The sequence below is a fragment of the Chryseobacterium sp. L12 genome (genome assembly GCF_056133985.1).
Genome location: NZ_JBVYOF010000016.1, coordinates 26,410 through 51,792 on the forward strand (window position 1 = coordinate 26,410; position 25,383 = coordinate 51,792).

A 25,383-nucleotide genomic window follows, 5' to 3' on the forward strand; every position below is an offset into this window, starting at 1 on the left:
ACCTCAAAAGAAATGAAGTTGAAATTTTTAGGAACAGGCACTTCACAGGGTGTTCCGGTAATTGGCTGCACTTGCGAGGTCTGTACATCAGAAAACCCGAAGGACAGTCGTTTCCGGGCTTCAGTAATGGTAACTACCGAAGAAAATAGGAAGATTCTTATTGATTGCGGTCCAGATTTCAGACAGCAGATGCTTCTGAATCATGAAAATCATATTGATGCTGCTTTATTAACGCATGAGCACAACGATCACGTTATCGGATTGGATGATATGCGTCCGCTGATTTTCAAAAGTGGAGAAAATATGCCGCTGTATTGTATGAAAAGAGTAGGAGGTGAGGTTAAAAAACGATTTCCGTATGCTTTTGCGGATGAAAAATATCCCGGAGCTCCTGCATTTGATCTTCACATAATAGAAAATGAAAAGTTTACCGTAGCTAATACAGAAATACAGCCTGTTGAGGTTACTCATTACAAAATTCCTGTTTTTGGGTATAAATTTAAAAGTCTTGCATACATTACAGATGCAGGTTCTATTTCCGGAGCGGAAAAAGAGAAACTTAAAAATCTGGATGTTTTAATTTTGAACTGCATACGCAAATTTGATCCTCATCCTGCTCATTTTATTCTGCCGGATATTTTAGAGTTGTTTGAAGAGCTGAAGCCTAAGAAATTATTTCTAACGCACATCAGTCATCATTTTGGGCTGCATGATGTTGAAAATAAAGAGCTTCCTGATGGAATTTCCCTTGCTTACGATGGTTTGGAGATTATTTTTTAAAGAAAATTTGATAAAAAGTTTTTGAATAGTAAAAAAAGTTTCTATATTTGCACACCGATTTACAGCAGCCCAGGTGGCGGAATTGGTAGACGCGCTGGTCTCAAACACCAGTTCTTAGGAGTACCGGTTCGATCCCGGTCCTGGGTACAAAAGATCCTCTGAAACTATTGTTATCAGAGGATTTTTATTTATTTCAATTACATTATATTCTTTATCCTCTTCATTATTCATATAAATTCAAAAAATAAGTATCTTCGCTTTCTTAAAATACTTTAGAAATGAAAAGATTAATCTCCGGATTATTTGTTTTTTTTACTGTTCTTATATTGGCTCAGGAAGGAATTAAATTCGAAGAAATTCCGTTCAAAGATATGCTTGCTAAAGCAAAAAAGGAAAATAAGCTTGTTTTTGTTGACGCCTATGCTTCATGGTGTGGTCCGTGTAAAATGATGGAAAGAAATGTGTTTCCTCAAAAATCTGTTGGTGATTTTTACAATAAAAACTTTGTGAACGCCCGTATTGATATGGAAAAAGGTGAAGGAAGAGAAATTGCTGCCAAATACGGCGTAAGATCTTATCCTACTTATCTGTTTCTGAATGGCGATGGTGAACTGGTTTCTCAGAATTATGGATATATGGAGGAAAGTATGTTTCTGGCAATGGCTGAGAATATTGATTCTCCTTCGAATAAAAAAGGTTCATTGAAAGAAAGGTTTGCTAAGGGAGAAAAAGATCCCGCATTTTTGGTCAGTATTATGAAACTCAACTCCAATTCTGATTTTGATTTTGCCAAAAAAGCTTCTGAAAGATATTTCTCCAACAAATCCAAAAGCGAATCGCTTACAAAAGATGAAGTGGGATATTTACTTTTCTTCCTAAAATCTACCGAAGATCCTAATTATAAAATATTTTTAGACAGAAAATCAGATATTCTGCAGTTTTTCCCTGAGCAGAATTATAATGATTTTAAAAATCAGCTTGTTCTGGCTAAAGTAGTTCAGGAATCTATTGATGAAAAGAAGAAAAAAATCAATGATGATTATTTTCTGAAAACAGCAGAACCTCTTGTAGGAAGAGAAACAGCACAACTGAAGCTTAATCAGACAAAACTTGCGTATTATGAACAAAATGCCGATTTTCAGGAATATGAAAAAACAGCTTTAGAGTATTATAAAAATGCAGATGATTTTGATGCTGATGAATTATTAAAAGCAGCTTGGATTTTTTCTGATCATATTAAAAATGTATCATCTCTGAAAAAAGCAGCAGAATGGGCAGAAAAATCTGTTATGAGAGGAGAAACTTCCGAAAATACCTATATTCTGGCAAAAATTTATTTAAGTTTAGGTAATAAAGATCTGGCTAAAAACTTCGCCGAACTATCGAAAGATATTGCTTCAAGAACTGGAAAAGATTCAGGTCTAGCTCAAGGTATTCTTAACCAGATAAAGTGAATAGAAAATGAAGATTAACTTTTTTACCCTGCTTTTTGTACTGCTTTCTGTTTTTAGATTACAAGCGCAGGAAAATTCTGATTTTCAAAATGATAATTCGGAGAAAAAACTATATATAAAAGGTAATGCTTTATTTATTCCGATTGGAATTGTGAATGCAGGCTTGGAATATCAGCTGAATCAGAAATTTACGATGCAGGGTGATATTCTGGTTTCGCCGTGGAAATCTTTTGCAGGACATGAGCTTCAGTATTATTCATTGTCATTGGAAGGGCGTTATTATTTTAAAGAAGCTTTTCAGGGATGGTATGTTGGAGCTAATATTGCGGCATCATCTTTTGTGCTTCAAAAATGGAATTACTGGAGCGATGAGCTTTATCCGAGTAAAAACGAGGAAGGCGTAACTTTTATTAAATCAAATCTCTACCAAAAAGGCTATTCTGTTTTGTTTGGTGCTACATTAGGGTATCAGTTTAAGCTTTCCGAAAACTGGCGAATGGACGTTTACGGAACAGTTGGTTCGTCACAGGATTTTTACAAAGGTTACGACAGAATATCAGGTAAAAGATATGACGAAAAACCAGACGGATACAACAGAAGTGGAGAAATACTGCCTTATCGCGGCGGAATAATGATTTCTTACCGTCTGAAATAATTCTATATCACTAATTAAAATAAATTTACAATGAAATTATTTGGAAAAAATCATCTTATCATTTCTGCGATCACTTTTGTTATTCTTTTTTTGATGAATTACTTAGGGAATAATGAAGCCGATAAACTGGAAAGAGCGCTTATGATTGCCGGAGCAGGTGTTGTAGGATTGTCTTTAGGTTTAGTTATTATGAACAGAGGGAAAGACGATAAAACGCCGCCCCAAAATTTTGATTAGTAGTAGCCACATTTTTGTTACATATTTTCCTGAGACTCAATTTCTTTAAGTTGTTTCAGGTTTTTGTCCAATCTTCCCATAATGATTCCGTAGACCAGTCTGTAATAAATCCAGATCAGCATTACACACAAAACCGTACTTGCGATAATTCCAACGATAAATCCGGTAAATTCCGAGCCGCTCAGCTCAATGTGCTGTGTGTTGAGGATATAAAATACAAATCCCGTTAAAACCAAAATTAAGATAATCAGCAAGCCAATATTGGTGAGAATAAAAGCGTTAACTGTCTTTTTGAATGTGATAATCCTTATAATAAATTTCTTCAGATCTTCTTCAACTTTTATCTTTCGGTAATTCAGATAAAATATTACTACAAAAAATCCGGTTACCAGAAGACTTAGAATTTTGATTAATAAATAAATATTATCAAGCTTATTTTCGAGTTCCACATCTTTCTGAACGCCCATTTTTTCCAAAATTGAAAGAAAACTTTGCGAATCATTGCTTTTAACAATGTAAAATAATCCCAAAATACTAAAAAATAAAAACTCTGCCACGCTGATCCAGAAAATATATTTCATATAGTTGCGAGATTTTTTATTGAGCATCTTCAGGATCTCATTTTGATCATATTTGGACTGTACAGACTGTTCCTGCCAGGTTTTTTTAAAGCTGTCTAAATCAAATTCAGGCATGTTTTTCCATTTTTTCTTTAAGGACTTTTTTGAGTCGGTTCATTTTTACACGCGCATTGACTTCGGTAATTCCCAAATTTTCTGCAATATCTTTATATGGTAAATCATCCAGATACATCATCACGATGGCTCGTTCTACATTGGGTAAAGTTTTTATAACAGTGTAAAGAAGTGAAATCTGCTGTTGTTTTTCATCATCATCTTCTACAAAATCCCGATGATTGATGTCCAGCTCATTGGTCTGTATGCTTTTGGTTTTTTTTCTGAAAAGAGTAATTGCAGTATTGAGCGCTACACGGTACATCCACGTTGAAATTTTTGAATTTCCTTTAAAAGAGTCATAACTCCGCCAAAGCTGAAGTACGATTTCCTGAAACAAATCTTCTTCATCTTCCAGAGAGTTGGTATAGAGACGCGAAACTTTGATAATCAATCCCTGATTATCTTTTACAAGCTGCGCAAACTCTTTTTCTTTTGAAACCAAAACAAATTTTATAACTGCACGAAGATAATAATTATTAGTCAATTGTGAATTTTACTTCGTAACTGAATTGTAAATTTTATTTTTTAATTTAATTGAAAAGTTTCAAGAATTGACAACAAAGTGAATTGACTGTTCATCATTCACAAAATATGAATTACTATTCGCATTTTACATATCTTTGCATCCACGAGAAAATCGGCTTGTTGATTCTCATTCAATTGAGGGTAGGAAAGTCCGGACACCATAGAGCAGCAAAGCGGATAACATCCGTCATCCGTGAGGATAGGACAAGTGCAACAGAAAGCAGGTACAGTTCGGCTGTAGTGAAACCAGGTAAACTCTTTGCGGTGCAATGATAAGTATATCGGTTCTTTTCAGCAATGAAAATAGGGGCGGCTCGTCCTGAAAGCCGAGGGGTAATCAGCTCAAGTTTTGCAGCAATGTAAAACGCAGATAAATAACAGGCACTTTTTAGGAAGTACAAAATCCGGCTTATAGATTTTCTCGTGATTTTTGTTTAAGCTGGAAGGCAGAAGTTTGAAGCTGGAAGTTTTAATATAAAGTTTTTAACTCCTATCTTCCGTCCTAATTTATTCACTTTCCAATTGTTTTTTAGCATTATCTAATTCAGCCTTATCTTTTTCTGAAAGTTCCGGGAATTTTAAATCCATTTTCTCTAAAGTATCAATAATAATCTGTATAGCAGAAAGTCTTGCAAACCATTTGTTGTCGGCAGGAATTACATACCATGGTGCGTGATCTTTTGAGGTTTCGTTGATGGCTTCTTCATAACATTTCATATATTCATTAAATAAAGCCCTTTCAGGAAGATCAGAAGCAGAAAATTTCCAGTTTTTATCCTGTTCGTTGATGCGGTCAAGGAGTCTTTTCTTTTGTTCATCTTTTGAAACATGAAGAAAAATTTTAATAATGGTTGTTCCATTTTGAGCCAGATGCTTTTCGAAATTTCTGATGCTTTCGTAACGGTTTTCCCAGAATTTATCATCAAAATCATCTACAGAATCCCAGGTTTTTTCGCTCAAATTATATTCAGGATGTACTTTACAAACCAAAACACTTTCGTAATGCGAACGGTTAAAAATTCCTATCATTCCTTTTTGAGGTAAAGCCAGATAATGCCTCCACAAAAAATCATGCGAATATTCTTTTGAACTTGGGGTTTTAAAACTCGTCACGCTACATCCTTGTGGATTGACACCGCCGAAAACGTGTTCTATAAGACTGTCTTTTCCAGCTGCATCCATTGCCTGAAGTACAACCAGCAAAGATTTGCTTCCATCTGCATAGAGTTTTTCCTGAAGTTCTCTAAGTTTTTGTTTCTCTTCATTAAGAATGATAATACCATCATCTTTTGTAAGCGGACCTTCATATTGAGTGGGTGTTTTTTTAATCGAAAAATTTTCTGTCACTTTAAAATTATCTGAAAAATTCTTATCCATTGATATTTTTTTTACTAAAAAAGATTAATATAGCCCAAAGTGGCTAATAAAGAGTAGTTTACAAGAACCGAAAGTGCTATCGGTAACGATTTAGTAATGGTGCTTACTGCACTCGCTTTCATCTGATTACCTTGTAAATCATTACCGCAAATTTAATAAAAAAAAGGGTTAAGTCGTAGCGTACTTAACCCTTTTTTCTGCTTTTTCCAATATACATCATAAGGCGTTATAAAATAAATCTTCCCCAATATGGGGGCAACCTGTGATATTGGTTCCGATATTATTTCCAAGTTTTGACAAATAAACAAAAATGTAAATCCGAAACGTATGGTGTTAATCTCTAAAAATCTAAGCTATGGAAATCGTGTTGAACAAAATATTATCGGAAATTCAGCGTCAGGAAGATATGCTATCTTCTCAAATGATGCAAACTGCGGATGAGGCTTACCAAATGACCTTATTCTTAAAGGAAATGCTGTTTACTATAAAGATGAAAGTCTTGCAGACCGGATTTAAGGACGAACGGCAGGAAATCAATTTTTTCAAGAATATCAAACCGCAGATTTTAGGAAAACTTATTTATTACAATAAGGTATTCCGCATTGAAACTACCTGCCCCGTAAGTGCAGGGAGAATACACCAAAGTTATTTTGAAAACCAACTGAAAATTCTGAAATCCGAATACAAGGAAAGCATATCCAATGAGGATTTTTACAGGTACTATCGTGCAGGCAGAACTGACCGTGACCACAGTTATTTCAGGCTCGGAAAAATCAATTACCACGATGGTCTAAAAAGTAGTGTATTTGAAATTGACCTTAGCTTTTCTACTTATTACGATAACAAAGTTGCCCATATTATAGCCAATGAATTACTTTATACTTTCTTGCTTACCAAAATAAACCCTGAAAAAAATCCCGATACCATTTCAATAAACGGTGATGGAAACAAAGACATTTCGTGGACGAACTCGCAAAATGCACTGATAGAATTGATTTACGCCCTGTATGTTTCCAAATCTATTGCATACGGGAAAATAGGCATCAGGAAATTAGCATTGATTTTCCAAATCCTCTTCCGAACGCCCTTGAACGATATACATCATTCTTTCCACCGAATGAAAACAAGGGCAGGCTCCCGAACGGTGTTTTTAGACCAGCTCAAAATTTCCCTCGAAGAGTATATGGATAAAGACCTTTAGCAACATCAGCACGAGTGTTTGAAAGCAGTACACAAAATGTACTACTTTTTCTTTGCCCATATATGCCAATTGGCATATATGGGCAAAAGGCTACTACAAAATAACCGAAACACGCTAAAACCCTTATTAAACAAGGGTTTTTCTCATTGCAAAAAATTTGAAAAAAAGTGCCAAACCAATGGGTACGCATTGGCAGACAAACACTGCCACACTTCTGAATTTTGTACTGTGAATATTAAACAATAGTGCAATGAACATTATAACAGTTGACGAAGAAGTGTGGAAGCACCTCAACGAACGGTTGAAAGCCATTAGCGAATATATCCTCAAACTGGAAGATACAAGCTACGATAGCTTATGGCTCAACAACCACGAAGTCTGCCAGTATCTCCACATCAGCGAAAAAACGTTGTGGCGTATGCGCACCAACGGGCAGATAGCTTTTTCAAAAATGTACGGGCAGTATTACTATACGATTGGTGCTATCAAGGAAATGCTCAACGCTAACGCCGTGCAGACGACCGATGAATATGTGGAGCAGCTTATGGCGAAAGGCAAAAGCTATATCGAGAAAGGCAGAAAGCTGAAATCAGGTAATCATTAAAAGCGTACCCGTATGAATATCGACAAAATGGAATTTGTGGCGTGGATGGAACGCATAATGGACAGGCTGGACATTCTTGGCAACCACATAGACGATTTACAAAAGAAGCGCAACAGCATAGACGGCGAAGAGTTACTGGATAATCAGGATTTATTGCAAATGCTGAAAATCAGTAACCGTTCCCTGCAACGGTATCGCTCCATAGGTAAGCTCCCTTATTATACCATTAGCGGAAAACTGTATTACAAGCTATCCGATGTGCATCAGTTCATCAGGGAAAGTTTTAACCCTCCGTTACCTAAACTGGATGCCAATAAGTGACAAACGCTGCCTTTGAGTGCCACATAAAGCAAATCAGTGAAGGCTTCCTTTACATTCGATCGTGAAATTTTGAAATTTTCAGATTATGAGCGAAGAAACAACTAATAAACAGGAAATGCCCGAACAGCTTTCGGACATCTTACTCGTACTGGATAAAGAGAAAATGAAAATCCAGGCAGTAAAGAGTATAGACGAAAACGGGAAAATGGAAACCGTTGACCCCACGAAGAAAAATCAAAACCAGTTTATGCGTGTGGATAAAAGCGGTGATTTCTTTTCCAACTTCTTTTCCAATTTTTTCAGCCAGTTAAAGAACCCTACAAACTTTACTTTCTTCAAAGTGCCTGCCTCGGTTGCTGCTGAAAAAGCAGAGGAATTACAAAAGCACGTAGATAAGCCCACTCCACAGGGCGAAAAAGTGCTGAAAGAACACGAAGTGAAAGCAGAACCCCAACCCGATAAAAAACAAGAAAATCAAAATAATATGGCAACAGCACAAACAACAACGGAAACAAGCGAATATCGCTACAAGCCGGAGCAGATTGATTGGGACACAATGAAAAACCTCGGATTGAGCAAAGAGTATCTTGAAAAAAGGAACCTGCTCGACCCTTTGTTACGAGGTTATAAAACCAATGAGCTTTTACCGATAGGTATCAACCTCGGGGGCTCTATCCTCCGCACGGATGCCCGCCTGTCTTTACAGCAAGCGGAAGACGGCAATGTTATCGTGGCAATACACGGTATCAAAAGAGAACCTAACCTCCACTTTGAATTTTTCGGTCACAAGTTTACGGACGAAGACAAGAAAAACCTGCTCGAAACGGGTAATATGGGGCGTGTCGTCAATTTGGTAAACTCCAAAACAGGCGACCTGATGCCGTCCATTATAAGTATTGACAGGCTGACCAATGACTTGGTTGCACTGCGCACGGAGTTTATAAAAATTCCCGATGAAATTAAGGGCGTAAAGCTGAATGACGAACAAAAACAAACGCTGATGGAGGGCAAACCGCTCTATTTAGAGGGTATGATTTCCTCGAAAGGAACGGAGTTTTCGGCAACTGTACAATTCAATGCGGACAAACGGTATGTTGAGTTCCTGTTTGACAGAAGCAACAACAATCAGCAGGCGCAAACGAACCAACAGAATACCCAACAAAGCAATCAGCAAAGCCAACCGCAAGAAGCTCCAAGAACTTTCAGGGGCAAAGAACTGGATGATGAGCAGTACAACAAGTTCAAAGCCGGACAAACCATATACGTTGAACTGAAAGACAAAAAAGACCAACCGTATAAGGGTTATATCACGTTCGACAAAGATACCGGAAAGACCAATTTTGAGTTTACCGGTCAGTACAAAGCACGGGTAGAACCTGCCGAAACTCATAAAACACAAACTGCCGTCAATTCGGAGGGTAAAACCAACGAAGCGACCAAGAACGTCCAAGAGCCTTTGAAGTCCGGGCAGCAAAGACCGAAAAACGAGAAGCAGCAGGAGCAACAGGATAACAAGCCTGAAAAATCCAAAGGCAGAAAAATGTAATACAGTATGAAAACAATCATTGCAGAAAAACCAAGCGTAGCAAGGGAAATAGCCGGACTTGTGGGAGCATCCGATAAAAAGGATGGCTACCTGACAGGTAACGGCTATTTTGTTACGTGGGCATTCGGTCATTTAATAGGACTGGGAATGCCCGAAGATTACGGCATTTCGGGATTTGATAAAGCATCCCTGCCGATATTGCCCAACCCGTTTTTATTGACCGTCCGCAAGGTCAAAAAAGACAAAGGGTACACCGCCGATACTGGCGCATTAAAGCAACTGAAAGTCATTGAGCAGCTTTTTAAGCAAAGCAACAGCATCATCGTTGCTACCGATGCAGGTCGTGAGGGCGAACTCATTTTCAGGTACATTTATGAATACCTGAAATGCAACAAACCTTTTGAACGCCTTTGGATAAGTTCGCTTACCGAAAAGGCAATAAAGCAAGGCTTCAACAACCTAAAAGACGGGGCAGCATTTGACGGACTGTATCAGGCAGCGCAAGGCAGAAGCCGTGCCGACTGGCTTGTAGGCATCAATGCTACACAGGCATTGAGCATTGCCGCAGGCAATGGTATCTATTCGCTTGGAAGAGTGCAAACGCCCACACTGGCTTTGATATGCAAACGTTACCTCGACAATAAGAATTTCACGGTAAAGAAATACTGGCAGATACAATTAACGCACAACAAAGCCCAGGTTGATTTCAAAAGTATTTCCGCAACCAAATGGGACGAAAAGCAACTTGCTGATGATACCCTTAAAGCTATTCAGCGTGGCGCAACGGCAACCTTTACATCAGTAGAAACCAAAAGCGTTACAGAACAACCGCCCTTGCTTTTCGACCTGACAGGCTTACAAAAGGAAGCCAACAAAAGGCTGAAATTATCTGCTGAAGCAACGCTCAATATTGCGCAAAGCCTGTACGAAAAGAAGTTTATCACGTACCCACGTACCGGGAGCAAATACATCCCTGAAGATATGTGGGCAGAAATTCCAAACCTCGTGCGGGCATTGCAAAATCGTGAGGATTGCAAGCAAGCCCTTACCAAAATCAAATGGGGACGGTTCAACAAACGTATCGTGAATGACCTCCGTGTAACGGACCATCACGGTTTGTTGATTACGGACAAAGTGCCGTCCGTACTTAATGCAGACGAAAACAAGATTTACAATATGATTGCGCTTCGCTTGCTTGAAGCCATATCGCAAGCCTGTGTCAAAGAAATAACCGATGTATCATTACAGGTATTGCATTACGACTTTACGGCAAAAGGCTGTAAAATTCAGGAAGCGGGTTGGCGTTCCATAAAAGGAAGTTTTACCGATGACGGCGAAGAGCCAGTGCAGGAATTACCTGAACTGCATAAAGGCGACGAACTTGCCATAAAGGAAGCCGCAGTTTTGGAAAAGCAGACCAAACCACCAGTGCTTTACACCGAAGCCGGGCTTTTGTCGGCTATGGAAACCGCAGGGAAAGAAATTGAGAACGAAGAAGAACGCAAAGCCCTCAAAAATATCGGCATCGGTACTCCTGCAACAAGAGCCGCCATTATCGAAACCCTGTTTACCCGTAATTATATCCAACGGGATAAACGTTCTTTAATCCCTACGGAAAAAGGATTGCAGGTGTACGGGCTTGTAAAAGACCGGAAAATTGCAGACGTGGCAATGACTGCCGAATGGGAATTGGCGTTACAGAAAATAGAAAATAACGAAGCGGATGCCGGAACATTCCAAAAGGAAATGGAAACCTATGCCAAATCTATTACCGATGAATTGCTACAAACCTCTATTGCAAGCACCAACCAACCCAAACTAACCTGCCCGAAATGCAAAAGTCAGCAGCTTATTATCCGTGACAAGATTGTGAAATGCCCTGATGAGGCTTGTAACTGGGTACAGTTCCGCACCGTCTGCGGTGTACAAATCAGTATCGAAAATGTAACAAACCTTGTCAATAAAGGCAAAACCTCTCTTATCAAAGGAATGACAAGCAAAGCCGGAAAGAAATTCGATGCTTACATCATTCTGAAAGAAAACGCTGAAAGTTCCTTTGAGTTTGAAAAAAACAAAAGCAGTAAACGCAATGGAAAATAAACCGTCAATCGTACCCAAAGAAATCAGGAACCTGATTTATACTATCCGGGGCAAACAGGTAATGTTGGATAGCGACCTCGCTGCCTTATATCAGGTAGAAACAAAGAACCTGAACAAAGCTGTTAAAAGAAATATTAAGCGTTTTCCTGTATCATTCTGCTTTCAACTGACCGAAGAGGAAGTTGAAAACTTGAGGTTCCAAATTGGAACCTCAAGTTTAAATTACGGCGGCAGACGTTATTTGCCCTATGCTTTTACGGAACAAGGCGTTGCAATGGCATCTGCCATACTTCGTTCTGATATAGCCGTTAAAATGAGTGTGGAAATAATGGAAGCCTTTGTAGAAATGCGGCGTATGCTCATCAGCAACGCTTCTTTGTTTCATCGTTTGGACAATATCGAGTTAAAGCAACTGGAAGCCGACCAAAAATTTGAAGAGATTTTTAAGGCTTTGGAAAGCGACAAGCTGCACAGCGAAAAAGGCATTTTCTACAACGGGCAGATTTTTGATGCCTACGCCTTTGTTTCCGATATTATCCGTAGTGCCAAAAGCTCTGTTATCCTGCTTGATAATTATGTGGATGATACGGTGCTTACCTTGTTGGATAAGCGTAAGACTAATGTAACCGCTACAATCCTTACCAAAAGTATCAGCAATCAGTTACGGTTAGACTTACAACGCTACAATAGCCAATATCCTCCGATAGAAATTGAAGTGTTTTCCGACGCCCACGACCGTTTTTTGATTATTGACCATACAGAACTCTACCATATAGGGGCATCGCTCAAAGACCTGGGCAAAAAATGGTTTGCTTTTTCAAGAATGGATATTGAAGTCGGCAGGATGCTTCAAATATTGAACAAGCCGTAAAAAATGAACCTCCGAATTATCGGAGGTTCATTTTTAGTTTTTTTATGCTTCAAAATGCTCTAATACGTTCTTAAATAACCTTTAGTAATATTTCTTCTTTAGCCATAAACTTGCTTTTACCAACAGTATCAGTACAGGTACTTCTACCAACGGTCCTATAACGCCCACAAATGCCTGTGGAGAATGAATACCGAAAACCGCTATTGCTACGGCTATTGCCAATTCAAAATTGTTTCCTGTGGCTGTAAATGCGATGGATGCGTTTTTGTCGTAAGGAACGTTTAAAGATTTATTGATAAAGAAGCTGACAAAAAACATTAGTACAAAATAGATGATTAACGGTATGGCTACTTTTACTACATCCATTGGCAGTTCTAATATTTTATCGCCTTTCAGACTGAACATTAATACGATTGTAAACAGTAAAGCATATAATGTAATGGGCGATATTCGAGGTACAAATTTCCTGTTATACCATTCTATTCCTTTTGACTTTACCAATGCGTAACGGCTTATAAAACCTGCTAAGAAAGGAATGCCTAAGTATATTAATACGCTTTCGGTTACGTCTTTCATTGATACGCTTACATTGAAATTGGCTACTCCTAATTTGCTTGGTAATACATTAATGAATAACCAAACTAAGAAGCTATAAGAAATTATCTGAAAGATGCTGTTTAATGCAACTAACATAGCTGTGTATTCTCTGTTTGCTTTAGCTAAATCGCTCCATACGATTACCATTGCGATACATCTTGCCAAACCTATCAATATCAAGCCTGTCATATAATCGGGTTCATTACGTAAAAACAAAACGGCTAATCCGAACATCAATATTGTACCGATAACCCAATTGAGCAATAAGGATATGCCGATTACTTTTTTATCCTTAAATGCTTGGGGCAATAATGAATAATCCACTTTTGCCAATGGCGGGTACATCATCAGTATCAGACCTATTGCCAAAGGAACGTTTGTAGTGCCTACGGATAAAGCATTTGTAATTTTTGATATTCCCGGAAAGAAATACCCTAAACCTATACCTGCTGCCATTGCAAGGAATATCCATAAGGTAAGGTAACGGTCAAGAAATTTTAGTTTTGGTTGCATTGGTTATTGACTGACTTTTGAAAAAACATAAAACATTTCCGTTGCTATCTGTAAACTTCTTTCTGCATATACCTGTGATTGCTCCGGTGTATTGTCTGAAATTTTAGGGTCTTCAAATGTGATAGGTATCCTTTTTTCTGCACCTGCAATAAATGGACATCCACCGTCTGCCTGTGAACAGGTCATAATGGCTGTAAATGCTGATACTGGGTTGAAAGGACTATCGTACTTTTTTGAAAAGCCGATAACAGGCAAAGCATTATCGCTGTATTTTATGGCATATACAGGGTTATTAGTATCTGCGATTTTGAAAATGTTAAACCCCTGATTAGTCAATGTTTCTGCAACTTTCGGAAATAGTGACGTTTCTTCCGTACCGCCCGAATAACAATGTACATTTGGTATATTAAAATGTGCTGACGCTACCTGTGCCCAAACCTGTGATAAATGGCTTCTTCGGGAATTGTGGGTACAGATGAAATTGATATTTATATCCTGCCTGTCGTTTACTTTTTGCTGTATAAAATCAATCAGCGGTTGTAATACGGCTTTACGTTCTTCGCTGATGCTTTGTACATCAATTTTGTTGTTAATGATTTCGATTAGTTTTTGATACATCGCATTTTGTTTTTAGTGTTTAGCAACATCCCGAATTTGGTGTACAGCAAGCATTATTCAGCTCTGATAATTTTACCTTTTGCTTTTCGGCAGGAATACCGCAAGCATCACTTGCCAGGCAAGCGGTTTGCTTGTTTTTCAGTACAAAATGGTTTCCGTTAAAATTCAAATCGTATTTACCAACCGTTTCGCTTTGGTATTCTACTTCTATTTCGGCATCTTCAATACCCAACTTTTCTTCGGATAGCTTAATGATGTTTAATAGCTTTGTTGGCTTTAATCGGTGTTCAAAATCGTTGGCATTCCATAATTGGAAATTGACAACTTTTTCGTTTCTAATTGTTCCGCCACAATCAATGAAGTGTTTTGTAATAACACCTATCTCGGTAACGTGAAAGTGTTCGGGTACAAATGTTCCGTTCTCTAATTGAAATTCAACATTATCCAATGCTGGTAAGATTTCTTTGATGTTTGATAGTTTCATTATTTTTTTATTTAATTGTTATATTGCTTTATTGCGATTAATGTGCTTAAAAAAAATGCTTAACAGCATTTATCAACCTCTACATTATCTATAAAGAAAGCATTGAGTTCCTTTTTAATCTGCTGCCAAACATTTTCATCAATACAGTAGCACACACTTGTCCCTTCTATATTGCCTTTGATGATACCAATGTTTTTAAGCTCTTTTAAATGTTGTGAAATCGTAGCCTGCGCCAATCCTAATTCTTCCACTAAGTCATTACAAATGCAAGCATTCTGCTTGATGATGTATTGCAGGATAGCTATACGGGCAGGATGAGCCAGTGCCTTTAAAGTGGTTGCCAAGCTGTTTTGCTGTTCTGTAAATATTTCTGTTTTTGTTACGCCCATCTTATTTGTAATAATATATCGCAATATTACGATAAATATTTAAACCACAAAAGTAGTTTGTGAAAAAACATATAGCCAAGCACCAATTCTGTATAAATAATCAGTTCAATTTTCTATTGTAAATCGCCAAATCCTGCCTTTCAAAGCCAAACGCTGCAACATTATCAAAGGCATTTGCTCCTGCTTATAATTTTAGGATTTAAGTAAAATTCTAATCAAAATAAGTATGGATGTACAGCAAAAAGACCTGTCGTATTTCAGATTACGACTGCAAGAATTATTAAACAGCAGCTTTCCCGAAAAGGCACACGACCAAAAATTTATTGACCAACGGTCTTCGTGGGCTGCCAATGCTTATGAGGGTGCTTTCCGTTCGGGAAACGCCGTTGAGCAATGCGACGAAATAGCCAACTACATACTTTTTGAGGGCTTGCACTTCTCCAAGTTCGACACGGTTTTCAAAGTGGTATGCAATGAATTTGATACCATAATGGCAGACGAGGAACTGCGACCGTTCGCCCTTAAAATGTTTCCCGTTTGTGAGCCTGTTTTCGCAGGATATGAATTAACTGATGATTTCGCCAACGGAAATGAGTTTGATTTACTCTATACCGAACTGACCGGAACCATCTCAATATGGATTGAGGAAAATGGGCTTCAGTAAGCGGTTCCATCTCCAACAGAATATTGATGCCCTGCGAATTGTTTTTAAACTGGAAAAGGAGAAACGGCAAGCCACCGTAGGAGAAAGACTGCTAATGATGCGATACAGCGGATTTGGCGGTCTTAAGTTCGTTCTGAACGCCGTAGAAAACGAAATAGACATCAATCATTGGAGAAAAACAGAACACGACCTTTTTCCACTCACGCAGGAACTCCACCAACTCCTCAAAGACAATTCCCAAGACGATAAGCAATACCGCAGGTATGTGGACAGTATGAAAAGTTCCGTGCTGACGGCTTTTTATACCCCGCCAAAGGTTATAGATGCCATTTCATCTGCCTTGCGGGATAATGGTCTGCACATTGATAAATTCCTCGAACCCTCCGCAGGTATCGGTTCATTCATCCAATCCTTTTCGGAAAATCAGAAAACCAGTGTTACCGCTTATGAAAAAGACTTGCTTACAGGCAAGATTTTAAAGCAGCTTTACCCCGAAAGCAATATCCGTATCAACGGTTTTGAGGAAATTCCCGAAAGGGAACAAAACAACTATGATATAATCGCCAGTAATATACCGTTCGGCGATACTTCTGTATTTGACCTTTCTTATTCACGCAGCAGAAACAGCGCAAAGGAACAGGCTGCCCGAAGCATACACAATTACTTTTTTCTGAAAGGTGCTGATATGCTCCGTGAGGGTGGTTTGTTGGCTTACATCACTTCGCAGGGCATTCTGAATAGCCCTAAGAACGAACCCATACGCAGGGCGTTGATGCAGGATAATAATTTGGTTTCGGTTGTAAGACTGCCCAACAATCTGTTTACCGAATATGCAGGTACGGAAGTGGGCAGCGACCTGATTATCCTGCAAAAAAATACGGCAAAACAAAATCTGACCGACAGGGAAGATCTGTTTTGCCAAAGCAAGCCAACCGAATACAATACGCCGGGCAATGCGCTCTTTCAGGACGGTACAAGAATTATCCATACCGACCAAAAATTAGATACCGACCCATACGGTCAACCTGCCTTAATCTATACGCATAAAGACGGTGTTGAGGGTATTGCCAAAGATTTGAAACAAATGCTTTCCGAAGATTTTGGGAACCATCTGAATTTGAATTTATACAAAGGCGAACGCAATGATGAGCCTATGATACAAATTCCGATTGAACCAAAGGTTACACCTCCGGTCATAGACCCTGCAATCGTTCAGCAAAAACCGCAGCTTATAACCACTCCGGTAGTCCATCAGGAAAGCCCACAGGAACTAAAACAACTAAGCATTTTTGACCTGTTTGAAAGTGCGGGTGAGCCTGTAATGGTGCTTGCTCCACCTAAAAGAACTACCCAAAACAAAAGGCAAAGTAGTAATAAAAGAAGAGGCACAATAGGTCGTCAACCCGACCTGTTCAGCAGTGCCAGGCAGCAACCTTATACACCGCTAAAATCCAATGGTGCTACCAATGGAAAAAGCCAAGTAAACAGCAAAAAACAGGAAGTCATCGGCGACCTGTTTTCACAAATAAACGGCAATGGCCAGTCTGATAAGACTGCCATTCCCGTTACCGATATTAACACCGTTCCTGAACCTGCTCCGTATAGCGGCGAACTGCAATTATTCCACCGGAATGATTGCCTTGTGGTGGATAACGGTTGGGTCGGCTATTTGCAAGAGGTGGATAAGGAAGACAAAAAAGCTATCTTTCATCCATTGCAATTGCCGTCGGCACAGAAAGCAAGAGCCGAAGCCTACATAGCCGTAAGGGACAGTTATATCAACCTGTACCAAAAAGAAGCTGAAAAACAGACCGAACACAGGGAAGAACGGGAAACCCTGAACCTGCTGTACGATGCCTTTACCAAAAAATACGGCAATCTCAATACTGCCGACAATGCCAAGCTGATAAAAACAGACAGTGCAGGTAAAGAAATCCCCTATCTGGAGCGTGTCATTGGCGGCATAATCCATAAAGCGGATATTTTCAGCCGTCCGGTCAGTTTCTCTACTACCACGTTAGCAACCGACAATCCCGAAGAGGCTTTAGCTGCCTCCCTGAACAAATACGGAAATGTGGATTTGGACTTTATGTCCGAAATCAGCAGCCTGCCTGCCGATACCCTGAAAGAAGCCCTGCACGGGCGGTTGTTCTACAATCCGCTACAACAGGAATATGAAATAGCCGAACGTTGGATTGCAGGCAACGTGGTGGAGAAAGCAGATGAAGTAAGAGCCTATCTCGAAAACTATCCCGATGATACCGAAGCCAAAGAAAGCCTTACCGCTTTAGAGGAAGCCCGACCAAAACGTATCGAATTTGAGGAACTGGATTTTAACCTCGGCGAACGGTGGATACCTACCGGAATTTATGCCCGTTTCGCTTCGCATTTGTTCGATGCGGATGTACTGGTTCATTACTCCGAAAGCTCCGACGACTTTTCCGTAAAGTGTCATCAGGGCAATATGCACATTTGGGAAAAATATGCGGTCAAAGCGGAAAGCCGCACGTTTGACGGTATTGCCCTGCTTAAACACGCCCTTGTCAATACCACGCCTGATATTACCAAAAAAGTAATGGTTGGCGACCAAGAGGTTAAAGTACGGGATATGGAAGCCATACAAATGGCGAACACCAAGATTGACGAAATCCGTACCGCCTTTACCGACTGGCTACACGCACAGAACGATGAGTTTAAAAACAGGCTGACCGACCAGTACAACGATACCTTTAATTGTTTCGTTCGCCCAAACTATGACGGAAGCCATCAGGAATTTCCGGGATTAGACCGCAAGGGAGCAGGCATTGAAGACCTGTATTCAAGTCAAAAGGACACCGTTTGGATGATAAAGCTGAACAACGGTGCTATCTGCGACCACGAAGTAGGCGCAGGAAAAACGCTGATAATGTGTACCGCAGCGCAGGAAATGAAGCGTTTGGGATTAGCCCATAAGCCGATGATTATCGGGCTGAAAGCAAATATACCTGCCATTGCCGAAGACTACCGTAAAGCCTATCCACACGCCAAAATCCTTTATCCGGGTATTGATGATTTTACGCCGAAAAAACGCCTGCGGATTTTCGGGGATATTAAAAATAATGATTGGGATTGCGTGATACTTACGCACGACCAGTTCGGAATGATACCGCAATCGCCCGAAATACAAAAGGAAATCCTCGAAATAGAACTGGACAGCGTAGAGCGCAATCTCGATGCCCTGAAATCGCAGGGCAAGGAAGTGACAAGGGGAATGCTCGCCGGGGTAATCAAGCGGAAAGAAAATCTTGAAGTAAAGCTGAAAACGCTGCAACACGATATTGAAAACCGTAAGGATGATATTGTGGACTTTAAGATGATGGGCATAGACCATTTGTTTGTGGACGAAAGCCACCAGTTCAAAAACCTGATGTTCAACACCCGTCATACACGGGTTGCCGGACTGGGGAACGTGGACGGCAGCCAAAAGGCACTGAACCTGCTGTTTGCAATCCGCACCATTCAGGAGCGTACCAATGCGGATATGGGTGCAACCTTTCTTTCGGGTACAACCATCAGCAATTCATTAACGGAATTGTACCTGCTGTTTAAATACCTGCGCCCCCGTGCATTGGAAAAACAGGGTATTCATTCCTTTGATGCGTGGGCAGCTATCTATGCACGGAAAACGACCGATTATGAATTTTCGGTAGCTAACAATATTTTAGCAAAAGAGCGTTTCCGCTACTTTATCAAAGTGCCGGAACTGGCACAGTTCTATTCTGAAATCACGGATTACAGAACGGCTAAGGATATTGGTATTGACCGCCCCACTAAGAACGAGGTATTGTACAACATACCGCCAACGCCCGACCAAGAAGCCTTTATCCAAAGCCTGATGCAGTTTGCCAAAACGGGCGATGCTACTTTGCTCGGTAGAGAACCATTATCGCAAAGGGAAGAAAAAGCAAAGATGCTCATTGCGACGGACTATGCCCGTAAGATGTCGCTCGATATGCGTATGGTAAGTGGTATATACGACGACCATCCCGACAACAAGGCTTCGCATTGTGCGGTAAATATCGCCAAGTATTACAACCAGTTCAACGCACAGAAAGGAACGCAGTTCGTTTTCTCCGATTTGGGAACCTACAAGCCCGGCGAATGGAACGTGTACTCCGAAATAAAACGCAAACTCGTGGAGGACCACGGCATACCTGCGCACGAAGTAAGGTTTATTCAGGAAGCGAAAAATGATAAGCAACGTAAGGAACTTATCAACGGAATGAACGAGGGCAAAATCCGTGTACTGTTCGGTTCTACAAGTATGCTCGGAACTGGCGTAAACGCACAGAAAAGAGCTGTTGCCGTTCATCATTTAGATACACCGTGGCGACCGTCTGACCTTGCCCAAAGGGACGGGCGGGCAATCAGAAAAGGCAATGAGATTGCCAAATTCTTTGCCGATAATAAAGTTGCTGTGATTATCTATGCAGTTGAAAAATCGTTGGACAGTTACAAATTCAACCTGCTGTATAATAAGCAGCTTTTCATCGACCAGTTAAAGACTAACAACCTGACCAAAAGAACGATTGACGAGGGAAGTATGGACGAAAAATCGGGAATGAACTTTTCGGAATATGTGGCAATCCTGTCAGGAAATACAGACCTGTTGGATAAAGCCAAACTGGAAAAACAGATTGCCGGACTGGAAAGCGAAAAGCAGGCGTTCAACCGCTCTAAATCCAGTGCCAAATTTAAGGTACAGGATTATATGGAAATGTTGCAAAGCACTCAATCCCGTTTGAGCCGGATGAGTACCGACTGGGAAAACTTACAGCAACGCCTGCAAAAGCGTTCGGACGGTACAATCGAAAACCCTGTGCTGTTAGATGGCTTGCCGCCCAATGCAAATCCGAAACAAATAGGCGCAAAACTGAACGAGATTGCGAACAAAGCCCGCACGGCAGGCGACTATCGTGAAATAGGCAACCTCTACGGGTTTCAATTATTGGTTAAAACAGAACTTCCAAAGGATAATTCAACACTCGAAAGGGTCAATAGATTTTTTATAACTGGCGAGGGCAATATCAAGTACACCTACAATAACGGTCTGATGGCAAAAGACCCCGAAACCGCCGCAATGAATTTTTTAAGGGCTTTGGAAAAACTGCCGGGCTTTGTGAAGCAGGAGCAGGAGAAAATCGCTGAAATACAAAAAGACCTGCCGATACTTCAGGAAGTGGTTAACGGTACTTGGGCTAAGGAAAGTCGATTGAGTGAGCTTAAAACGGAACTGGCTGCCGTAGAAAGAAAGATACAGCTATCTATTACGCCGGAAACCAAACAAGATGCTTCGGAGCAGGCAGAAAAGCAGAATGAAGCCCCAAAGGTGCAGGAAAGCATTATACGGACAAAAGGCGTTCATTCACCTCGTGGCGTATTATAATAGTCGTTACTTTTCGTCCTTTTCGTCCATTTTTTTTATTAGGGCTTCACAGAGGCTGTCAAGGAATTTGGTTCGGTTTATCTTACGGGCTTTCAGTTCCATAAACGTGTGGTAAAAATCGCCTAACTCAATATTAAAGGCTTCTTCAAAAGTTTTAGCTATCAATTTTATGTCTGTATTCCCATTGTTAAATACACCGTGGGAGTACAGTGCATATATGAGTTCCGTCAGTGCCGTTTTACTTGCCGTCCATTTCAATGAATTGTCCGAACCCCTTTTCACATTGATGTTATTGAGCCTGTCTTCCAAATAAACTTGTATCAGGTCATTGGCAATAATCTTGGCAACCTTATAATCGTGTGTAGTAGAAAAACGATGGTCTGCTTCAAAATAAAATGTGTCTAACCACAGCCTTATATCGTGCTTGCCACGCACAAAGAATTTTTCGTCAACGAAAGAATTATTGCTGCGGTAATACTTGTAAAAATCAAGGTTGTTTTCAAAGAACCTTTTTAGCTTTTTCAGTTCTTTGGTAAAATATTTCTTGGTACGCTTGTTCCCGTAGGGTCTTCTTGTTTCGATTTTATAGATGGCATTGTAGTAGATGAGCTTTGAAACAATAACAGGTTTCTGATACTTGAAAAAATGGATTTCTTCTTCCATATTCTTAAAGTCATTTTTCAGTACAAAGTCCTTTAAGTCGGCAAGGCTTTGTATGATATGGTGTATAACGGCTTCAATTCTTTTTATGGGGCAGTCGGTTTCAATCTCCAGTTCCTGGATTGCAGTTTCCAATTTAAGATATGTTTCATTGTAAAATTTATCCATTCGCTTCATTTTGATGTAATATATTATTGGTTAATACAGAAAAGCTAACACTGTTCGTATTAGCTTATGATGCAATTACTGCTTAAAAAAATTCAACCTCTACCGTATTGATGATGGAACGATAGATAGATTTTTGTTGCATACTTTAAAGGGTTGTAGTATGATGCAGGTTAGTCTTTGCGAATTACACCTGCATCACCTCCTTTTTTTTACCGATATTTTTTTACGGTTATGCAGTTTACAACCCTTAGTTATTTAATTTTAATAAGTCAATGCCAGCCCCACACCAAAGCCCATATCGCTATCATAGTGGGTACGTATACCTATATTCTTATTAATGATATACCTAAGTTCTCCCATATACTCTAAGTCGGTATTCACCATAAAACCACCTCTTAGTCTTTTTGAAATTGGTATATCTTCACGCATTATCTGCAATCTCACAATTCCATCATGATATACTTCTGCCTGAAAATTGACCAGCATAGGTAACGTATACATAAACCCTAAACTGAACGCCCTGCGGGTGTCTTTCTTGTTGGTTTGTCCAAATATGTTCTTTTCGTGTTCATCTTCTCCCATTTTACGGTAGCGGTAATCAAAACCTACAAAGGGCATGAACCATTGCATCTTTCCAATGTATCTACCTAAATGGGTTTCTACTTCATAACCGTGCATACTATTATAGCCTAAACGCCATTCTGTTCCTAATTGGTAGCGTGCATTCATTAGCATAGCTTCTCCATCATTACCATTGGTTGCAAAATCGTTTTGTGCCATAAAATGAGGCATATTACTTTCTCTTTGCAATTCTTTATAGGCTTTTGCCTTGTCGGGTAGATAGGGGTTATTGTAGTCTCCAACTTCAAAGACCCTGTTCATTCCCGCCATCATGTGATATAATATATGGCAATGAAAGAACCAATCACCCTCCTCATTTGCTAAAAACTCAATGGTATCTGTTTCCATAGGCATGATATCCAACACATTTTTAAGCGGCGATTTTTCGCCTTTTCCGTTTATCACCCTGAAATCAAATCCGTGAAGATGCATTGGATGCCGCATCATTGAATTATTATAAATGGTAATCCGTAGAATTTCTCCTTTTTTTACAGGTATTTTGTCAGTTTCCGAAAGTATTTTATTATCCATGCTCCATACATAGCGGTTCATGTTGCCAGTAAGTGTGAATTTCAACTCTTTTACAGGCGCATCATTTGGAAGAGAGGTGTTATAAGGTGATTGCAACATAGCATAATTTAATGTTTTGATGTCTCCCAAGGCATTAGCGTTGTAACGGTTAGCGTCGTTATCCATATCCATACCCTCATGCTTACTGTGGTCTGCTTTTTTTGTTGCATCTCCGGTAATTTCGGGATACATCACTACATTCATGTCCATTTGGTTAAGGCTCATCTTCATGCCCATATCGTTCAAATCGCCATTCATTTTCATCATATCGTTCATCATCTTCATCCCCTCGAAATACTTCAATCGTGGGAGTGGAGAAATAAGCTGTTTGACCCCATCACCTATAAAGTAACTCGCAGATTGTGTCCTGTCTTCGGTTGTTGCTAAGAACTCGTAAGCCAAACCATCTTGAGGGATAGTCACTACAATATCGTAAGTTTCAGAAACGGCAATGATTAACCTGTCCACCTCTACAGGCTCAACATCATTCCCATCATTAGCTACTACTGTAATTTTCCCTCCAGCATATCTTAGCCAGAAATACGAAGACGCCCCGCCATTGGAAACGCGTAATCTGACTTTGTCACCTGCTTTTAGCTTTTTACCACCAATTGTTTTCAAATCGGTGCTATGGCTACCATTTATTAGGATTTTATCATAGTACACATCACTGACATCCATCGCCAGCATCCGTTTCCACTCATTTTTTACCTTTACGCCTAATTTTCCCTCCTTAATAGCTTCAACGTACGATTGCGTAGCACCTTTCTTAATGGCCGCCCAATCATTTGCATTGTGTAGCATACGGTTGATGTTATCCGGGTTAAGATTTGTCCACTCACTTAATATAATCGGGACGGTCGGCAAATCGTCAATTCCTTTTCTAAAGGTTTTATCGTCGCCTCTTTTTTTCATGATAAAACTACCGTACATGCCTATCTGCTCCTGCAAGCCTGAGTGCGAATGATACCAGTGCGTGCCATGCTGGATAATCGGAAAACGGTAGGTGTAGGTTGTACCCGGTGCGATGGGCTTTTGCGTAAGCCAGGGCACACCGTCTTCTTTATTGGGCAGGAACACACCATGCCAGTGCAGTGATGTGCTTTCTTTCAATTGGTTGTGCACCACTATTTCGGCAGTGTCGCCCTCGGTAAAGGTAAGGGTGGGCATGGGGATTTGCCCGTTTACGGCAATCGCCCTTTTTTGCTTACCTGCATAGTTGACAAGTGTATCTTTTACATACAGCTCGTAATGCACTACTCTCTGTGCAAACAGCGTTTGCGTGCAAAGCAGTATCAGCACTGTTTGCAATATTCTTATGGGTATTTTTTTATATCTGTTCATTCGTTGAAAAATTTTATTTAATGCTGTCTTCCATTGTGCCAAACCACGCTATCAAAACCTGCTTATCCTCCGGTGACAATACTGCATTGCGATGAATTAGCGTATATGACGACAATGGCATTTCCCCGTCCTTTATTTGTCCGGCCATCGACCTAAACTTATTTCGGCGTCTGCGGGCAGAATAGTCGCCAAACTCGCTAAAGTTAAGTTCGTCTTTTCCTTTTTTGATATGTTCTGCCATATACCATGCGCCGGGTTGGATACGGCTATACCACGGGTATCGGGTATTGTTGCTGTGGCAGTCGTAACAGGACTGGACAAGGATAGCCTTTACATTTTGGGGTACGGCGTACACCCTTTCAATATGGGTGGCTGGCACTTCAACCGCCTGGTTCCGTAAGGGCTGAAAGAACTGTATGGCAATCAGGACGACAGCCAGCCCCAATATGATTTTCTTCTTTATGGTCATAATTATTTTATTGTGGCTTCATCTTTTTGTGTCTACTGTTTTTTCACATACTTGGCATAATTCCCCTTGTTTTCAAAATAGGAAACTTCACCGTTATTCCCTGTCACAGCAATCACCGCAACAGCTTTGTCCACCTGCTTATGGGAATAGGGGTCTATCGCCATCCGCACGGTGGCATCTTTTGGAATACGCTCTTTGCACATTTCGCAGCACCCGTAATATATTTTACCGTCAAATTTTACGTCAAACTGCTTTTTGCCCATATAGGCATCGTTGACCATGCAGACTTCATCCGATGGAACCAATTCACCTATTTGGGTACTATGCCCGTGGCTTTCCGGAGTTGCCTGCGAATGATGCTGTGCCGCTTCATCCTTATTTGACCCTGCCTGCCCGCAAGCGGTGAATAGCAGGGCTGATAAGGAAATAAAGCCAATTATTATTTTGCTCATG

At 40.1% G+C, this 25,383-nt stretch carries 23 protein-coding genes, 1 tRNA gene and 1 other RNA gene; 14 read left to right on the forward strand and 11 right to left on the reverse strand.

Annotated features, from left to right (window positions below; genetic code table 11):
* Positions 1 to 12 precede the first annotated feature (12 nt).
* From AC0NBN_RS09765 to AC0NBN_RS09785, 5 genes are all read left to right on the forward strand, one after another.
* On the forward strand, positions 13 to 780 hold the full coding sequence (locus AC0NBN_RS09765) for an MBL fold metallo-hydrolase (RefSeq protein WP_160813217.1): 768 nt from the start codon (positions 13 to 15) through the stop codon (positions 778 to 780).
* 67 nt (positions 781 to 847) lie between these two features.
* Positions 848 to 927: transfer RNA gene (locus AC0NBN_RS09770), tRNA-Leu, on the forward strand.
* Between the two features lie 131 nt (positions 928 to 1,058).
* Positions 1,059 to 2,234, forward strand: coding sequence for a thioredoxin fold domain-containing protein (locus tag AC0NBN_RS09775; protein WP_160813218.1), 1,176 nt, complete (start codon positions 1,059 to 1,061; stop codon positions 2,232 to 2,234).
* A gap of 7 nt (positions 2,235 to 2,241) precedes the next feature.
* Positions 2,242 to 2,889, forward strand: coding sequence for a DUF3575 domain-containing protein (locus tag AC0NBN_RS09780; RefSeq protein WP_160813219.1), 648 nt, complete (start codon positions 2,242 to 2,244; stop codon positions 2,887 to 2,889).
* 30 nt (positions 2,890 to 2,919) lie between these two features.
* Positions 2,920 to 3,126, forward strand: coding sequence for a hypothetical protein (locus AC0NBN_RS09785; RefSeq protein WP_160813220.1), 207 nt, complete (start codon positions 2,920 to 2,922; stop codon positions 3,124 to 3,126).
* A gap of 17 nt (positions 3,127 to 3,143) precedes the next feature.
* Here the strand turns inward: AC0NBN_RS09785 and AC0NBN_RS09790 are convergent, their stop codons facing one another.
* Together AC0NBN_RS09790 and AC0NBN_RS09795 are read right to left on the reverse strand one after the other, a co-directional pair.
* Positions 3,144 to 3,821: a beta-carotene 15,15'-monooxygenase gene (locus AC0NBN_RS09790; RefSeq protein ID WP_143885613.1), complete on the reverse strand. Its 678-nt coding sequence runs from the start codon at positions 3,819 to 3,821 to the stop codon at positions 3,144 to 3,146.
* Positions 3,814 to 4,305 carry an RNA polymerase sigma factor gene (locus AC0NBN_RS09795; RefSeq protein ID WP_130915286.1) on the reverse strand — a complete coding sequence of 164 codons (492 nt, stop codon included), beginning with the start codon at positions 4,303 to 4,305 and terminating at the stop codon, positions 3,814 to 3,816. The genes AC0NBN_RS09790 and AC0NBN_RS09795 overlap by 8 nt, the downstream gene beginning before the upstream one ends.
* A 187-nt stretch (positions 4,306 to 4,492) precedes the next feature.
* Between AC0NBN_RS09795 and rnpB the strand changes: the two genes are divergently transcribed.
* An RNA gene (gene rnpB / locus AC0NBN_RS09800) (RNase P RNA component class A) lies at positions 4,493 to 4,816 on the forward strand.
* A gap of 79 nt (positions 4,817 to 4,895) precedes the next feature.
* On the opposite strand, the gene AC0NBN_RS09805 is transcribed toward rnpB, so the two are convergent.
* On the reverse strand, positions 4,896 to 5,765 hold the full coding sequence (locus tag AC0NBN_RS09805) for a polyphosphate kinase 2 family protein (protein ID WP_143885612.1): 870 nt from the start codon (positions 5,763 to 5,765) through the stop codon (positions 4,896 to 4,898).
* Between the two features lie 355 nt (positions 5,766 to 6,120).
* On the opposite strand from AC0NBN_RS09805, the gene AC0NBN_RS09810 reads away from it, so the two are divergent.
* The 6 genes from AC0NBN_RS09810 (at position 6,121) to AC0NBN_RS09835 (ending at position 12,408) form a co-directional block, all read left to right on the forward strand.
* Positions 6,121 to 6,966 (forward strand): RteC domain-containing protein, encoded by an 846-nt coding sequence (locus AC0NBN_RS09810; RefSeq protein ID WP_034735056.1) that lies wholly within the window; start codon positions 6,121 to 6,123, stop codon positions 6,964 to 6,966.
* A gap of 250 nt (positions 6,967 to 7,216) precedes the next feature.
* Positions 7,217 to 7,570: a helix-turn-helix domain-containing protein gene (locus AC0NBN_RS09815; RefSeq protein ID WP_013632656.1), complete on the forward strand. Its 354-nt coding sequence runs from the start codon at positions 7,217 to 7,219 to the stop codon at positions 7,568 to 7,570.
* Positions 7,571 to 7,582: 12 nt separating this feature from the next.
* Entirely contained in the window at positions 7,583 to 7,891 is a 309-nt protein-coding gene (locus AC0NBN_RS09820) for a helix-turn-helix domain-containing protein (protein ID WP_002978404.1), read from the forward strand.
* Positions 7,892 to 7,976: 85 nt separating this feature from the next.
* A complete protein-coding gene (locus AC0NBN_RS09825) occupies positions 7,977 to 9,437 on the forward strand; it encodes a DUF3945 domain-containing protein (RefSeq protein WP_160813221.1) in 1,461 nt (486 codons plus the stop codon).
* A 6-nt stretch (positions 9,438 to 9,443) separates the two neighbouring features.
* Entirely contained in the window at positions 9,444 to 11,537 is a 2,094-nt protein-coding gene (locus AC0NBN_RS09830) for a type IA DNA topoisomerase (protein WP_013632654.1), read from the forward strand.
* Positions 11,527 to 12,408 (forward strand): ORF6N domain-containing protein, encoded by an 882-nt coding sequence (locus tag AC0NBN_RS09835; RefSeq protein WP_160812521.1) that lies wholly within the window; start codon positions 11,527 to 11,529, stop codon positions 12,406 to 12,408. The genes AC0NBN_RS09830 and AC0NBN_RS09835 overlap by 11 nt, the downstream gene beginning before the upstream one ends.
* Positions 12,409 to 12,489: 81 nt before the next feature.
* Here the strand turns inward: AC0NBN_RS09835 and arsB are convergent, their stop codons facing one another.
* From arsB to AC0NBN_RS09855, 4 genes are read right to left on the reverse strand one after another with little or no spacing between them, the layout of a single operon-like run.
* Positions 12,490 to 13,518, reverse strand: coding sequence for an ACR3 family arsenite efflux transporter (gene arsB / locus AC0NBN_RS09840; RefSeq protein ID WP_091098876.1), 1,029 nt, complete (start codon positions 13,516 to 13,518; stop codon positions 12,490 to 12,492).
* Positions 13,519 to 13,521: 3 nt separating this feature from the next.
* Positions 13,522 to 14,136 (reverse strand): low molecular weight phosphatase family protein, encoded by a 615-nt coding sequence (locus AC0NBN_RS09845; RefSeq protein WP_072885949.1) that lies wholly within the window; start codon positions 14,134 to 14,136, stop codon positions 13,522 to 13,524.
* A gap of 19 nt (positions 14,137 to 14,155) precedes the next feature.
* Positions 14,156 to 14,620 (reverse strand): DUF6428 family protein, encoded by a 465-nt coding sequence (locus AC0NBN_RS09850; RefSeq protein WP_003002385.1) that lies wholly within the window; start codon positions 14,618 to 14,620, stop codon positions 14,156 to 14,158.
* A gap of 59 nt (positions 14,621 to 14,679) precedes the next feature.
* Positions 14,680 to 15,009, reverse strand: coding sequence for an ArsR/SmtB family transcription factor (locus AC0NBN_RS09855; protein WP_047094742.1), 330 nt, complete (start codon positions 15,007 to 15,009; stop codon positions 14,680 to 14,682).
* Positions 15,010 to 15,235: 226 nt separating this feature from the next.
* On the opposite strand from AC0NBN_RS09855, the gene AC0NBN_RS09860 reads away from it, so the two are divergent.
* Both AC0NBN_RS09860 and AC0NBN_RS09865 read left to right on the forward strand, forming a co-directional pair.
* Complete coding sequence (locus AC0NBN_RS09860; RefSeq protein ID WP_047094741.1) at positions 15,236 to 15,673, forward strand: DUF1896 domain-containing protein; 438 nt, start codon at positions 15,236 to 15,238, stop codon at positions 15,671 to 15,673.
* Positions 15,660 to 21,098, forward strand: a complete 5,439-nt coding sequence (locus tag AC0NBN_RS09865) for an N-6 DNA methylase (RefSeq protein ID WP_160812520.1) — start codon at positions 15,660 to 15,662, stop codon at positions 21,096 to 21,098. The genes AC0NBN_RS09860 and AC0NBN_RS09865 overlap by 14 nt, the downstream gene beginning before the upstream one ends.
* Before the next feature lie 6 nt (positions 21,099 to 21,104).
* Here the strand turns inward: AC0NBN_RS09865 and AC0NBN_RS09870 are convergent, their stop codons facing one another.
* The 4 genes from AC0NBN_RS09870 to AC0NBN_RS09885 all read right to left on the reverse strand — a co-directional run bounded on the left by AC0NBN_RS09870 (position 21,105) and on the right by AC0NBN_RS09885 (position 25,382).
* The gene (locus AC0NBN_RS09870; RefSeq protein ID WP_160812519.1) at positions 21,105 to 21,926 is read right to left on the reverse strand and encodes an RteC domain-containing protein; all 822 of its coding nucleotides are present in this window, start codon (positions 21,924 to 21,926) and stop codon (positions 21,105 to 21,107) included.
* A 261-nt stretch (positions 21,927 to 22,187) separates the two neighbouring features.
* A complete protein-coding gene (locus tag AC0NBN_RS09875) occupies positions 22,188 to 24,461 on the reverse strand; it encodes a multicopper oxidase domain-containing protein (protein ID WP_160812518.1) in 2,274 nt (757 codons plus the stop codon).
* 13 nt (positions 24,462 to 24,474) lie between these two features.
* Positions 24,475 to 24,930: a heme-binding domain-containing protein gene (locus tag AC0NBN_RS09880; RefSeq protein WP_047094738.1), complete on the reverse strand. Its 456-nt coding sequence runs from the start codon at positions 24,928 to 24,930 to the stop codon at positions 24,475 to 24,477.
* Positions 24,931 to 24,962: 32 nt separating this feature from the next.
* The gene (locus tag AC0NBN_RS09885) at positions 24,963 to 25,382 is read right to left on the reverse strand and encodes a hypothetical protein (protein WP_047094737.1); all 420 of its coding nucleotides are present in this window, start codon (positions 25,380 to 25,382) and stop codon (positions 24,963 to 24,965) included.
* Position 25,383: the final 1 nt, after the last annotated feature.

Excerpts from the sequence above, each read along its gene's own strand:
- AC0NBN_RS09765 (WP_160813217.1), top strand. The coding sequence starts at position 13 with ATGAAGTTGAAATTTTTAGGAACAGGCACTTCACAGGGTGTTCCGGTA.
- AC0NBN_RS09775 (WP_160813218.1), top strand. The coding sequence starts at position 1,059 with ATGAAAAGATTAATCTCCGGATTATTTGTTTTTTTTACTGTTCTTATA.
- AC0NBN_RS09780 (WP_160813219.1), top strand. The coding sequence starts at position 2,242 with ATGAAGATTAACTTTTTTACCCTGCTTTTTGTACTGCTTTCTGTTTTT.
- AC0NBN_RS09785 (WP_160813220.1), top strand. The coding sequence starts at position 2,920 with ATGAAATTATTTGGAAAAAATCATCTTATCATTTCTGCGATCACTTTT.
- AC0NBN_RS09790 (WP_143885613.1), bottom strand. The coding sequence starts at position 3,821 with ATGCCTGAATTTGATTTAGACAGCTTTAAAAAAACCTGGCAGGAACAG.
- AC0NBN_RS09805 (WP_143885612.1), bottom strand. The coding sequence starts at position 5,765 with ATGGATAAGAATTTTTCAGATAATTTTAAAGTGACAGAAAATTTTTCG.
- AC0NBN_RS09810 (WP_034735056.1), top strand. The coding sequence starts at position 6,121 with ATGGAAATCGTGTTGAACAAAATATTATCGGAAATTCAGCGTCAGGAA.
- AC0NBN_RS09815 (WP_013632656.1), top strand. The coding sequence starts at position 7,217 with ATGAACATTATAACAGTTGACGAAGAAGTGTGGAAGCACCTCAACGAA.
- AC0NBN_RS09820 (WP_002978404.1), top strand. The coding sequence starts at position 7,583 with ATGAATATCGACAAAATGGAATTTGTGGCGTGGATGGAACGCATAATG.
- AC0NBN_RS09825 (WP_160813221.1), top strand. The coding sequence starts at position 7,977 with ATGAGCGAAGAAACAACTAATAAACAGGAAATGCCCGAACAGCTTTCG.
- AC0NBN_RS09830 (WP_013632654.1), top strand. The coding sequence starts at position 9,444 with ATGAAAACAATCATTGCAGAAAAACCAAGCGTAGCAAGGGAAATAGCC.
- AC0NBN_RS09835 (WP_160812521.1), top strand. The coding sequence starts at position 11,527 with ATGGAAAATAAACCGTCAATCGTACCCAAAGAAATCAGGAACCTGATT.
- arsB (WP_091098876.1), bottom strand. The coding sequence starts at position 13,518 with ATGCAACCAAAACTAAAATTTCTTGACCGTTACCTTACCTTATGGATA.
- AC0NBN_RS09845 (WP_072885949.1), bottom strand. The coding sequence starts at position 14,136 with ATGTATCAAAAACTAATCGAAATCATTAACAACAAAATTGATGTACAA.
- AC0NBN_RS09850 (WP_003002385.1), bottom strand. The coding sequence starts at position 14,620 with ATGAAACTATCAAACATCAAAGAAATCTTACCAGCATTGGATAATGTT.
- AC0NBN_RS09855 (WP_047094742.1), bottom strand. The coding sequence starts at position 15,009 with ATGGGCGTAACAAAAACAGAAATATTTACAGAACAGCAAAACAGCTTG.
- AC0NBN_RS09860 (WP_047094741.1), top strand. The coding sequence starts at position 15,236 with ATGGATGTACAGCAAAAAGACCTGTCGTATTTCAGATTACGACTGCAA.
- AC0NBN_RS09865 (WP_160812520.1), top strand. The coding sequence starts at position 15,660 with ATGGGCTTCAGTAAGCGGTTCCATCTCCAACAGAATATTGATGCCCTG.
- AC0NBN_RS09870 (WP_160812519.1), bottom strand. The coding sequence starts at position 21,926 with ATGGATAAATTTTACAATGAAACATATCTTAAATTGGAAACTGCAATC.
- AC0NBN_RS09875 (WP_160812518.1), bottom strand. The coding sequence starts at position 24,461 with ATGAACAGATATAAAAAAATACCCATAAGAATATTGCAAACAGTGCTG.
- AC0NBN_RS09880 (WP_047094738.1), bottom strand. The coding sequence starts at position 24,930 with ATGACCATAAAGAAGAAAATCATATTGGGGCTGGCTGTCGTCCTGATT.
- AC0NBN_RS09885 (WP_047094737.1), bottom strand. The coding sequence starts at position 25,382 with ATGAGCAAAATAATAATTGGCTTTATTTCCTTATCAGCCCTGCTATTC.